Annotated in this window: 10 protein-coding genes and 1 tRNA gene; 1 reads left to right on the top strand and 10 read right to left on the bottom strand. The window is 64.1% G+C overall.

Translation table 11 applies throughout. From position 1 onward, the window contains the following. Positions 1-90 precede the first annotated feature (90 nt). Complete coding sequence (locus FHS02_RS18270) at positions 91-1,704, top strand: methyl-accepting chemotaxis protein (protein WP_229422315.1); 1,614 nt, start codon at positions 91-93, stop codon at positions 1,702-1,704. 39 nt (positions 1,705-1,743) lie between these two features. On the opposite strand, the gene FHS02_RS18265 is transcribed toward FHS02_RS18270, so the two are convergent. The 10 genes from FHS02_RS18265 to FHS02_RS18220 form a co-directional block, all read right to left on the bottom strand. Continuing rightward, complete coding sequence (locus FHS02_RS18265) at positions 1,744-1,938, bottom strand: YqaE/Pmp3 family membrane protein (RefSeq protein ID WP_137315781.1); 195 nt, start codon at positions 1,936-1,938, stop codon at positions 1,744-1,746. A 236-nt stretch (positions 1,939-2,174) separates the two neighbouring features. After that, complete coding sequence (locus tag FHS02_RS18260; protein ID WP_137315780.1) at positions 2,175-3,746, bottom strand: hypothetical protein; 1,572 nt, start codon at positions 3,744-3,746, stop codon at positions 2,175-2,177. A gap of 169 nt (positions 3,747-3,915) precedes the next feature. Next, complete coding sequence (gene ychF, locus FHS02_RS18255) at positions 3,916-5,007, bottom strand: redox-regulated ATPase YchF (protein ID WP_137315779.1); 1,092 nt, start codon at positions 5,005-5,007, stop codon at positions 3,916-3,918. 162 nt (positions 5,008-5,169) lie between these two features. Next, the gene (gene pth, locus FHS02_RS18250; RefSeq protein WP_137315778.1) at positions 5,170-5,742 is read right to left on the bottom strand and encodes an aminoacyl-tRNA hydrolase; all 573 of its coding nucleotides are present in this window, start codon (positions 5,740-5,742) and stop codon (positions 5,170-5,172) included. A 292-nt stretch (positions 5,743-6,034) separates the two neighbouring features. Then, complete coding sequence (locus FHS02_RS18245) at positions 6,035-6,634, bottom strand: 50S ribosomal protein L25/general stress protein Ctc (RefSeq protein ID WP_137315777.1); 600 nt, start codon at positions 6,632-6,634, stop codon at positions 6,035-6,037. Positions 6,635-6,805: 171 nt separating this feature from the next. Continuing rightward, entirely contained in the window at positions 6,806-7,756 is a 951-nt protein-coding gene (locus FHS02_RS18240) for a ribose-phosphate pyrophosphokinase (RefSeq protein ID WP_137315776.1), read from the bottom strand. Positions 7,757-7,911: 155 nt separating this feature from the next. Beyond that, a tRNA-Gln gene (locus FHS02_RS18235) sits at positions 7,912-7,988 on the bottom strand. Positions 7,989-8,083: 95 nt separating this feature from the next. Further along, positions 8,084-8,983 (bottom strand): 4-(cytidine 5'-diphospho)-2-C-methyl-D-erythritol kinase, encoded by a 900-nt coding sequence (gene ispE, locus FHS02_RS18230; protein WP_221403894.1) that lies wholly within the window; start codon positions 8,981-8,983, stop codon positions 8,084-8,086. Beyond that, entirely contained in the window at positions 8,980-9,606 is a 627-nt protein-coding gene (locus FHS02_RS18225) for an outer membrane lipoprotein LolB (RefSeq protein ID WP_175424896.1), read from the bottom strand. Before FHS02_RS18225 ends, ispE begins: the two co-directional genes overlap by 4 nt. Positions 9,607-9,701: 95 nt before the next feature. Then, positions 9,702-11,525, bottom strand: a complete 1,824-nt coding sequence (locus tag FHS02_RS18220; protein WP_137315775.1) for a tetratricopeptide repeat protein — start codon at positions 11,523-11,525, stop codon at positions 9,702-9,704. Between the last annotated feature and the right edge of the window lie 23 nt (positions 11,526-11,548).

Here is an 11,548-nt window from a genome sequence, read left to right as displayed (position 1 = left end):
GCAGTGCAGCAAAAATTGGAAATTAGACCGATACAATCTCGCCTTTTCCGCAATATCGAAGAGGTTTGAACAATGAAGGCGTTTGCCAACATGAATATCGGGAAGCGCCTGGGCGCCGTCTTCACGCTGGTGCTGGCACTGACCGTGGTGATCGCCGTGGCCGCGATCTGGCGCATGAACACGATCGGCAACGAGACAAGCGAGATGATGGCGATACCGCTGGTCAAGGAGCGCCTGATGAGCGAATGGCATACCCAGACATTCGCCGCGGTGCGCCGCACGGCGGCCATCGTCAAGAGCAACGATCCGAGCCTGGCGGAGTTTTTCAAGGCCGACAATGCCAGGACATCCGGCCGTTCCAGCGAACTGATCAGGCAGATCGAGCCGCTGCTGGAAAGCGACGAAGAGCGCGCCTTGTTCAAGCGTATCGGCGAACTGCGCAAGGCCTACACCCAGGCCAAGGACAAGGCCATCGCGGCGCGTACCGCCGGCGATGCCGACGAATCGGCCCGTATCCTGACCGACGAGTACATGCCGGCCGCCGATACCTATGAGAGCACCCTGGACAAGCTGGTCAGGATGCAGCAGCGCCGCATCGACGCCATCGCCGCGGACATCCAGGCCGACAACCAGGACAGCGCGCGCATGATCGGCATCCTGGCCGCGGCGGCGGTGACGCTGGGTGCACTGTGTTCCTGGGTACTCACCCGGGGCATCGTGCGGCCGATCCGCGAAGCGGTCGAACTGGCCGAGACGGTGGCCAGCGGCGACCTGACGCGCAGGATCGACGTCACCACGAACGACGAAACCGGCGCGCTGCTGCGCGCCCTGCGCCACATGAACGACAGCCTGGTGAACATCGTCACCGAGGTGCGCGGCAGCACGGAAACCATTGCCGGCGCCTCGGGCGAAATCGCCGCCGGCAACATGGACCTGTCGCGCCGCACCGAACAGCAGGCCGCTTCGCTGGAAGAAACGGCTGCATCGATGGAACAGATCACGGGCACCGTGCGCCAGAATGCCGGCAACGCGGGCCAGGCCAACCAGCTGGCGATCGCGGCGTCGAAGGTGGCCACCGAAGGCGGCGCGGTGGTCGGCCAGGTCGTCACGACGATGGGTTCGATCAACGAATCGTCGCGCAAGATCGTCGACATCATCGGCGTCATCGACGGCATCGCGTTCCAGACCAATATCCTGGCGCTGAATGCGGCCGTGGAAGCGGCGCGCGCCGGCGAACAGGGCCGCGGCTTCGCGGTGGTGGCTTCGGAAGTGCGCACGCTGGCCCAGCGCTCGGCCGCGGCGGCCCGCGAGATCAAGGGCCTGATCGGCGATTCGGTCCAGAAGGTCGATGCGGGCACCCGCCTGGTCGATCAGGCCGGCGCCACCATGGAACAGGTGGTCGAGTCGATCCGCCGCGTCACCGAGATCATGGCCGACATCACCCAAGCGACGCAGGAGCAGGCCGCCGGTATCGAGCAGGTGAACGGGTCGATCGGCCTGATGGACGAAGCGACCCAGCAGAATGCGGCACTGGTCGAGCAATCGGCCGCGGCGGCGGGGGCGATGCAGGACCAGGCCGGCAAACTGGCGCAGGTGGTGAGGGTGTTCAAGCTGGAGGGGACTGCAGTGGCTGTTGCAGGCCCGGCAGTTCCGGCACCGTCACGTGGAACGGCGATGCGTCTGGCGCCGGCTGCGCGGATGTAAGGTTGCCCTGTGCGATAACTGCCCTGCCGGCCTGGCAGGTCAGTTACGCTGCCGAAGTGCGTTTTCGATCTTCTGGTCCGTCTTGTACTGGCTGAGCGCATAGACAGCCCAGATCGTTGCGGGGAGCCAGCCGATCAGGGTCACTTGCAGGATCAGGCAGATCACGCCCGCGATCGGACGTCCGATGGTGAAGAAGGTCAGCCAGGGCAGAATGAGAGCAATAATGAGGCGCATGGATCTTCCTTTGGTAAGCCCCCGCGCTGGCGCGGCGCCGGGGCAATTGTGAGTGTTTGGAGCGGCCGGCACATGCGGCCTGCCGAATCCCTGCAACGGCATCGGCGCAGTCGATCGAGCGGCTGCATCGATGGTTGCATCATTCATGCTACCGCAGCCGGCCTCCGGGAAAACTCAACAATTATCACATCGTATTCAATAGCATCGCTTCCGGCAGCCCAGGCAATACCGCTGCGTCAGTCCGGAAGCGCCGCGAGCATCTCGGCCAGCGCCTTCTGCGAATGGTCGTTCAGCCTGCGCGCCATCTTGAGGTGCAGCGTGGCCAGGCGGTCGGCGGCCTGGGCTTCCAGGATCACCGGCTGCACCATCCGCTCGGCGGCCTGGTGGAACTGCTGCGAGGTGGCATCGAGCTGTGCGCCCAATTCCCGGCGCGCTGCCTCCAGCTGCTCGCGAAACGCCTTTTCAAACATCTCGCGCTGGTGGCCCACTTCGTCCAGCTTCCGCTCCGCGGGATTCATCATCCACTTGAACACACCCGCGACGAGCAGCGCGCCGCCGACGATGGGCGCCACCGGCGCGATCACCGGCATCACCGCGGCGGCGCCCAGGAAATAGGCGGCCGCGCCTGTGCCGATGGCGGCCGCGCCGCCAACCTTCAGCGTCATGTTGGTCGCATCCTCGGCGCCGTTCCTGAGGCGCGTTCCCCAGCGCAGCGCCGGCGCGGCGCCGGCCAGTTCGGTGTGATGCAGCCGCTTCAGGATCGTGCTGCGCGACAAGGCCATCTCTTCCTGGAACAGCCGCAGGTCTTCATGGAGCAGTTGAAGCGATCGTTCGCGGCGGGAGATGACCCGGTTCACCCTGCGTTCGAGTTCCTTGCCGAACGTGGATTTGGCGATGCTCTCCCACGTCGCCGCGCGTTTCCACTGATCGGTATTGAGGCGATCCACGACCTCGCGCTCGAACGCATTGCCCGCGTCGTGGATGGACTCCTCCAGGTCTTCGTCGAACGTTTCACGTTCGAGCGCAATGCGTGCATCGGCGACAGCAAGGCGCTGGCCGACCTGCTTTTGCAGCCCGTGGGCCGATGCGAGAAAAGCGGCGGCGGTATCGCTGGAGCTTTCGAAATCCGCGATACGGTCGTTGAATGCCGAAATCTCCTGGCTGACGCGCGCGCACGCCGCGGTCATCCGCCGGGAAAGTTCCGCCTTGTCCAGCGTTCCCTGCTCGCATTCGAGTACCGCACCCGCCAGCGCCACATCGCCGGTGGCGCGAACGCACAGGTCGGCCAGGTCCGCATACTTGCGTCCCTTGAGCATGCGCACCGAGCCCAGGCTCACCTTGCTCCACAGGCTTTGCTCGTTCGCCGGAAATGCTTCGAGCTCGCCGGGGCGGACTTGATAGCGCAGCGCTTCGGCGAAACTGGCCGCCATCTCCCTGCTGCGCGTACCCTGGATCGACAGCAGCGCACGGGCCGCCTCGAACGCCTCGGCGGCGGTCGCCTGGTCGATGCCGGCGGAGGCTGCGTGAAGGTCATCGAAGGCGGTTTTCCAGTTCAGCGGATGTTCGACACATTCCAGCAATACCACCCGCGCCAGCGCCGAATCGTTCATCAGCGCCGCCACATCGTTCAGGGCATTGAAATCGGCAACGTTGAGAATGCCGTCCGAGCTGGCGATGGCCGCCACCGCCCTGAGATACGCCGTGGGAAAGGTCGCGTCATTGGCAACGTAGTGCCCCAGTTCGCGATGCTGGGCAGCGTTTTGCTGGCCGAAGTTGTCGAAACTTGCTGAAGACGGCTTGATGGTCATGGGCTTCCTCGAATGCGTCGCGGGGTGCGCGGAATGAGCTGCATTCTACTTGAGTGCCGGGGGACCAATGCCACGCGCGACAGGGTGCCGAAAAGTGAAAAACCCCGGCTTCACAGGGAATGCCGGGGTTCCTGGAGCGCATCGGAATCCGCAGATTCCAACCGCATCCTTACACGTTGAACAGGAAGTTCAGCACATCGCCATCCTTCACCACGTATTCCTTGCCTTCGGCGCGCATCTTGCCCGCTTCCTTGGCGCCGGCTTCGCCCTTGAATGCGATGAAGTCGTCGAACGCGATGGTCTGCGCGCGGATGAAGCCGCGTTCGAAGTCGGTGTGGATCACGCCGGCGGCCTGCGGGGCGGTGTCGCCCACGTGGATCGTCCAGGCGCGCACTTCCTTCACGCCGGCGGTGAAGTAGGTCTGCAGGCCCAGCAGCTTGAAGCCGGCGCGGATCAGGCGGTCCAGGCCCGGCTCGTCCATGCCCATGTCGGCCAGGAACTCGGTCTTGTCGGCGTCGTCGAGGTCGGCGATTTCCGCTTCGATCGCGGCGCAGATCGCCACGATCGGCGCATTCTGCGATGTCGCGTAGTCGGTCAGCTGGTCGAGCAGCGGGTTGTTCTTGAAGCCCGTGTCGGACACGTTGGCCACGTACATCGCCGGCTTCGCCGTGATCAGGCACAGCGGCTTGATCAGCGCCATTTCCTCATCGGACAGGCCCAGCGCGCGCACCGGCTTGGCGTCGTTCAGCGCCGGCAGCACTTTTTCCAGCAGCGTCACCAGTTTGGCGGCTTCCTTGTCGCCGGAGCGGGCCTTCTTGTTTTCGCGGTGGATGGTTTTCTCGACCGTGCTCATGTCCGCCAGCGCCAGTTCGGTCTGGATCACGGCGATATCGTCCAGCGGGCTGACCTTGCCGGCCACGTGGATCACGTTTTCATCTTCGAAGCAGCGCACCACGTTGACGATGGCGTCGGTCTCGCGGATGTGGGCCAGGAACTGGTTGCCCAGTCCCTCGCCCTGCGACGCGCCGGCCACCAGGCCGGCGATGTCGACGAATTCCACGATCGCATTGACGATGCGTTCGGGCTTGACGATGTCGGCCAGCTGCTTCAGGCGCGGATCCGGCACCTCGACCACGCCCACGTTCGGTTCGATCGTGCAGAACGGGTAGTTTTCGGCGGGGATACCGGCCTTGGTCAGCGCATTGAAGAGGGTGGACTTGCCGACGTTGGGCAAGCCGACGATGCCGCATTTGAGACTCATGGAATTCCTTGTGAAATATGTAATGCCGCCGCCGGCAATGCTGTGCGCGGTGGGGAAGATAGTTGCATTATAGCGCCGCAAGCCAGTGGCGGCGCCCTGTCAGGTGGCCGCCAAGGCCCCGTCGCGGCTGCCGCGTTGGGCCTTGGAGACGCCCCGGGCAGGTCAGGCGCTGTGCAGTTCCATCGTCGCCTGCGCCATCTTGCCGGCGACGGCGAGCGGAATGACGTTCAGGCTTTTCTGGACCGCTTCGTCGATCAGCAGCTGTTCCTCGCGGCGCGGGCGGTGCAGCACGAAATCGGCCACGTTCTGCGCCAGGTTCAGCGTGCGCGGGTGGCCGATCCCAATGCGCAGCCGCCAGTAATCCTGCGTGCCGAGGGCGGCGGTGATGTCCTTCAGGCCGTTGTGGCCGCCGGACGAACCGCCCTTCTTCAGCTTGGCGACGCCGGGCGGCAAGTCGAGCTCGTCGTGGACGACGAGGATCTCGTCAGGATTGATCTTGAAGAAGCGCGCCAGGCCGCCGACCGACTGGCCCGAGCGGTTCATGTACGTTTGCGGCTCCAGCAGCCACACCTCGCTGCCGCCGATCGACGTCTTCGTGGCCAGCGCATTGAAGCGGCTTTCGCGCTGCAGGCGGCCGCCGGCGAGGTTGTCGACCAGCCAGAAGCCGGCATTGTGGCGGGTTTGCTCGTATTCGGGGCCGGGGTTGCCGAGGCCGACGATCAGGCGGATGGTCATGGCGCGCTGGATAGATGGAAAAGGCGGATTATCGCGGAGTTGCGTGGGAAACAGAAGCGCTGCCCAGGAAAGTTGCTCGAAAAATGGGGACGGACCCTGTTTTCTGGGAAACAAATGGCAGCCCATCCCCGGACACGATGGCGGAGAAGCTGTACCCCTGTGCACAACGAGTGGCGGATCCGGGCACCCGCCAGCGCAAAAATTTCCTCAAAAACAGGGTCCGTCCCCATTTTTGGGGAAACATTGGCGAAAAAAAACCCGCCGGAGCGGGTCTTTCCGATGCGGAAGAGGATTACTTCTTCTCTTCGGTCGCAGCAGCGTCGGCGGACACTTGGCCGGCCGGTACCGATGCGGTAGCGATCGTCAGGTCGGAACCGTGGGTGATCAGCGTCACGCCTTCCGGCAGCGTCAGGTTCGATGCGTGCAGCGAGGTGCCGACGTCCATGTTCGTCAGGTCGACGGTGATGAACTCAGGCAGGTTGCCCGGCAGGCAGGAAACTTCGATCTCGTTGGTCACGTGGCTGATGGTCGCGCCGTGCAGTTTGACTGCCGGGGAGACTTCAGCGTTTTCGAAGTGCAGTGCCACTTTGACGTGCACCGGCTGGTTTGCGTCGACGCGCTGGAAGTCAGCGTGCAGGACCAGTTGCTTGTATGCGTGCATCTGGAAGTCGCGCAGCAGCACTTTCTGTACTTTGCCGTCGATTTCCAGGTCCAGCACGGCGCCGTGGAAGGCTTCTTTCTTCAGCGCGTGGTACAGCGCGTTGTGGTCCAGGGCGATCGTCACCGGGGCTTCGGTGCCGCCGTAGATGATGCCAGGGGTCTGGCCGGAAATACGCAGGCGGCGGCTCGCACCCGTGCCCTGCAGTTCGCGTTTGAATGCAACAACTTTCATTTGATACTCCAAGAAGAGCCGGGATGAATATCACCCCGTTGTTATGAAGCCTCCCGCGACCAGGAAGCTCCGAAAACCGGCAGCGATAAATCATCGCTGCCGGATAAAACTTTGGCGGCGCCGCTGACTGTCAGCGACGCCGCCTGGAATTGAATCGCCCGCCGAAATAAATCAGTCGACGAACAGGGAGATCACGGAATCGCCCTTGATGATGCGCTTGAACGTTTCAGCCAGCAGCGGGGCACAGGTCAGCTGGCGGATCTTGCCGCAAGCCTTGCCGGCGTCGGACAGCGGAATCGTGTCCGTCACCACCAGTTCGTCCAGCGACGAATTGGTGATGCGGTCGATCGCCGGGCCGGACAGCACCGGGTGCGTGCAATACGCGATGACTTTCTTGGCGCCGCGTTCCTTCAGCACTTCGGCGGCTTTCACCAGCGTGCCGGCGGTGTCGACCATGTCGTCCATGATCACGCAGTTACGGCCTTCCACGTCGCCGATGATGTTCATCACTTCGGAAACGTTGGCTTTCGGGCGGCGCTTGTCGATGATCGCCAGGTCGCAGCCGAGGCGCTTGGCCAGCGCGCGGGCGCGCACCACGCCGCCGACGTCGGGCGAAACCACCAGCAGGTCCTGGTGATCCTTCTTCTGCAGGTCGCCCAGCAGGATCGGCGATGCGTAGATGTTATCGACGGGAATATCGAAGAAACCCTGGATCTGGTCGGCGTGCAGGTCCATGATCAGGACGCGCTCGACACCGGCTTCTTCCAGCATGTTGGCGACAACCTTGGCCGAGATCGCAACGCGGGCGGAACGCGGGCGGCGATCCTGGCGGGCGTAGCCAAAGTAAGGGATGGCGGCCGTGATGCGGCCAGCGGATGCGCGTTTCAGGGCATCGACCATCAGGATCAGTTCCATCAGGCTGTCGTTGGTGGGAGCGCAGGTCGACTGCAGCACGAACACGTCTTTACCGCGGACGTTTTCGTTAATTTCGACCATTACTTCGCCGTCCGAGAATTTCGAAACGACCGCTTTGCCGAGGGGGATGCCGAGATTTTTCGCGACCCCTTCTGCCAACGCAGGATTAGCGTTGCCGGTAAAAACCATCAGGTTTTCGTAAGCCATGGGAGTCCCAGGAAGGTAAGCTTTGACTTGAAATACCACCGATACAAAAACAAAAAAAAATCGGCGTCTGAATAAAAAAGCCCCGGCTGAGCAGGGGCATTTTTTTGTTTTTCTTGGGTCTGGAGCCTCTCGCGTCGACAGACCCAAGGAATTGGTGGCAGGGGAACAAGGATTCGAACCTTGGTATGCCGGAATCAAAATCCGGTGCCTTAACCAGCTTGGCGATTCCCCTACGCTTGACTGACTGTGTTTCGTCAGATGGCGAGCATTATACTAGCAAAACGACGTAACACCAAATCTTTTTACGCTTCGCAACTTTCACACCGTTTAAAGTGCCAGCGGGTGCCTGCCGAGCGCCTTTGCTTTCCACCCCTTCCAGGTGGCTGGTGCCTGTCGCGAAAATTCCGCAAGCACCGCATCGGCCTGTTCTTCGCTGTGAAACGCGCAGAACACGCATGCACCGGAGCCAGTCATCCTGGCATCGCCGTAAGCCCCCAGCCATTCCACCGCCTGTGCTACCGGCGGGAACAAGCGGGTGGCCACTTGTTGCAAATCGTTTCTTCCAAACTGCCGCAATTCACTGCTCTGAAGTGCGTAGTGCCTGGAAAAGTCCGAGATTATGACGGCGGCTGTGTCCCTTGTCAATTGCTCCGACGTAAAAATGTGCGCAGTCGGCACCTGCACACCCGGTTCGATGACGACATACCAACAGTCGGGGCCGGCAACGGCTTGCAGCGCCTCGCCGACGCCTTCGACAAACGCCGTTTCGCCGAACAGGAAGAACGGGATATCGGCGCCCAGCGGCAGGCCCAGGTCCATCAGCTGCTGTTTCGACAGCCCGGCGTTCCACAGGCGGTTCAGCGCCAGCAGCGTGGTGGCGGCGTCGGACGAGCCGCCGCCCAGGCCGCCGCCCATCGGCAGGGTCTTGTGCAGCGCGATGTCCACGCCCGACGGCAGCGCGCCCGTGCGGCGCAGCACCTCGGCCTGCAGCAGGCGGGCCGCGCGGATGACCAGGTCCTGCTCTTCCGGCACGCCGGGAATGTCGGTTGCACGGCGGATCTGCTTGTCGCCGCGCAGCGTGAAATCAAGCGTGTCGCAGCGGTCGATCAGCTGGAAGACCGACTGCAGCAGGTGGTAGCCGTCCGGCCGGCGGCCTGTCACGTGCAGGAACAGGTTCAGCTTGGCAGGTGCCGGGCAGTTTGCCAGCCCCTTTATCAGGTCATTCATGGCGCGGCCGCCCCGTCGATCACGATGCGGATGTCGACGCGCTCGACGTCGCCGCCGGCACCGCGGCTGGCATCGATGCGGCGCGGCTTCGGCGGCGTCGCGCCTTCCTGCCACGACACGAATTCGAGTTCCCAGCCATCGCGCGTGGTTACCTTCGGCTGCGCCGGGCTGGCGGCGAAGCGCCGGCCATCCGCGGCCACCGCGTAGCCTTGCAGCCAGTCGCGCAGGCCGGACACGGGCAGCGGCCAGCCGAGCACCTGCGCCGTCAGCGTGTCGACGTCGGCGGCGCTGCGCGGCGGCTTGTTGCCCTCTGTCAGGATGGCTTCACCGGGCGTGACAGCGATCGTGGCGATCGTCTGCCCCAGCGGGGAGGCCAGTGTCACGTCGGTGCGCGCGGCGCGCTGGCGCCAGGCGAACTTGCCGGAAATCGATTCCTGCTTGCCGTCGCGCAGGTAGTTGACGGACAGGCGGCCGTCGAGTTCCACCGTATCGGCATAGGGTGCCACGGCGGCGGTGGACAGCGGGGCTTGCGGTCCGGTGGCGCAGCCGGCCAGCAGCACGGCGGCGCAGGTCATGACGGCGAAATGGCGGGTGAGATGGAGGGCGGAACAGGCCTTGGTCATGCGGTCCTTGTCATTGGTGATTGTCGTTGCTTGTTGTCGTTGCTTATTGTCGTTGCTTATTGTCGTTGCTTGTTGTCGTTGCTTATTGTCGTTGACTACAGACTGGTATTCAGCCGCGCCAGCGTATCGCGCAGCACGTCGTTCTTCGGGTCCTTGGCGCGCGCTTCGCGCCACAGCTTCTGTGCCTCTTCGCGCTTGCCGCGCTGCCACAGCACTTCGCCCAGGTGCACGGCGATCTCGGCATCGCTGCGCAGCGCATAGGCGTTGCGCAGCGTGGCTTCGGCTTCTTCCAGCCGGCCCTGGCGGAACTGTACCCAACCCATCGAATCCATGATGTACGGATCGTTCGGCGCCATGGCGAGGGCCTTGGCGACCAGCGCCTGGGCTTCGTCGAGGCGCACGTTGCGCTCGGCCAGCGAGTAGCCGAGCGCGTTGTAGGCGTGGTGATTGTCGGGCACCGCCGCCATCACCTTGCGCAGCGCCGCTTCCATTTCCTCCGGCTTGTCCTGCTTTTCGGCGGCCAGCGCGAAGTCGTACAGCAGATCGGGGCTGTCCGGGAAGCGCTGCACGGCATCGGCCAGCAGCGTGTAGGCTTCGGCGCCGCGGCCGGCGTCGCGCAGCAGCTGGCCTTCGGTCTGCAGCACTTCGGCCTGTTCGGCGGGATCGACGGCGGCAATCTCGTGCAGCATGGTGCGGGCCCGTTCCAGTTCTCCCTTCTTCGCCGTCAGGTGCGCACGCTTCAGGCGCGACGTCATGTACAGCCGCGGGTCCTCGCTGCTGACCTTGTCGAGCCAGCCCAGCGCGCCGTCGAAATCGCCCTGCTCCTCGGCGATCTGCGCCAGCAGCATCAGGCCCTTCGACGGGTCGCGTTCGGGATCGTCGCTCTCGCCCAGCACGGCCACGAAGCGGCGCAGGTATTCCCCGGCGGCCTTCTGGTCGCCGGCCTGGAGAGACATGATGCCCAGCGCGTACAGCGTGCCGGGATTGTCCGGCTCATCCTTCAGCATCTGCCCGAACTGGGCGCGTGCCACGTCGTAGCGCTTCTGCTCCACCAACAGGCGCGCGTATGCGGAGCGCACCTCGCGCGCGCCCGGGTTCTTCTTCAGGAAACCGGCGAACAGCTGGCCGGCCGCATCGGCATTGCCCATCACCTGCGCCAGGGTCAGCACGGACAGTTCCGAATCGGGCTTCAGTTCCAGCGCGCGTTTCGCCTCCGCCATCGCGCGATCGCGATCCTCGGCCGCATACGCGGCCTGGGCCAGCACCAGGTGGCTCTCCATCGTGGCGCCATAGGGAGCGAGCACCCGCTCCATCAGCGCGAACGCCGCGGCCTTGTCTTTGGCGCGCAGCAGGTACTGCTGCATCTGGAACATCGTTAGGCCGCGCGCCTCGGCCGGCGCGGCCGCCAGGCGCTGTGCGAACACCTGCTCGGACTCGGACAGGTCGTCGCCCAGCACGGAAAAGCCCAGGAAATACTGCACCGCCTCATCCGAATCGGGCGCCAGTTCGCGCCACAGGCGGATCGCGGCCAGTGCCTCGTTGCCCTGCTTGGCCGCCAGCGCCATTTCGGCCGAACGGCGCGCCAGGCGCGGGTCGCGGGTCTGCTGCGCCAGCACCATCATCGACACGTAGGCGCTTTGCCACTGGCCCCGCTTGAAATCCAGTTCGGCCTTGGTGAGCTTGTAGAACAGGTCGCTGGTGAGTTCGACGGCGGGCAGCTTTTCCTCGTGCTGCAGGGTGGCGGCAATGGCATCGGCACCGGGTTCGCCGTCCCCTGCCGCGGTGGCGGCCGGCAGCGCCGGCGTGGCCGCGGTGGGGTCGGTGGCGTCGCCACCGGCCTGTTTTTGTGGCGCAACAGCGCACGCGGACAGCAGGGCCGAGAGGGTTACAATGGCGAGTGCGTATTTCAAGGCTTGCATCCAGGTCGGGTCAAAGCCTGATT

This window comes from Pseudoduganella umbonata (assembly GCF_014192225.1).
GTDB lineage: Bacteria > Pseudomonadota > Gammaproteobacteria > Burkholderiales > Burkholderiaceae_D > Rugamonas > Rugamonas umbonata.
The sequence above is the reverse complement of the archived record's forward strand: the minus strand, read 5'-3'. Positions and strand labels throughout refer to the sequence as shown.

Coding starts and splice junctions, on each gene's coding strand:
- FHS02_RS18270 (WP_229422315.1), top strand. CDS start 91: ATGAATATCGGGAAGCGCCTGGGCGCCGTCTTCACGCTGGTGCTGGCA.
- FHS02_RS18265 (WP_137315781.1), bottom strand. CDS start 1,938: ATGCGCCTCATTATTGCTCTCATTCTGCCCTGGCTGACCTTCTTCACC.
- FHS02_RS18260 (WP_137315780.1), bottom strand. CDS start 3,746: ATGACCATCAAGCCGTCTTCAGCAAGTTTCGACAACTTCGGCCAGCAA.
- ychF (WP_137315779.1), bottom strand. CDS start 5,007: ATGAGTCTCAAATGCGGCATCGTCGGCTTGCCCAACGTCGGCAAGTCC.
- pth (WP_137315778.1), bottom strand. CDS start 5,742: ATGACCATCCGCCTGATCGTCGGCCTCGGCAACCCCGGCCCCGAATAC.
- FHS02_RS18245 (WP_137315777.1), bottom strand. CDS start 6,634: ATGAAAGTTGTTGCATTCAAACGCGAACTGCAGGGCACGGGTGCGAGC.
- FHS02_RS18240 (WP_137315776.1), bottom strand. CDS start 7,756: ATGGCTTACGAAAACCTGATGGTTTTTACCGGCAACGCTAATCCTGCG.
- ispE (WP_221403894.1), bottom strand. CDS start 8,983: ATGAATGACCTGATAAAGGGGCTGGCAAACTGCCCGGCACCTGCCAAG.
- FHS02_RS18225 (WP_175424896.1), bottom strand. CDS start 9,606: ATGACCAAGGCCTGTTCCGCCCTCCATCTCACCCGCCATTTCGCCGTC.
- FHS02_RS18220 (WP_137315775.1), bottom strand. CDS start 11,525: ATGCAAGCCTTGAAATACGCACTCGCCATTGTAACCCTCTCGGCCCTG.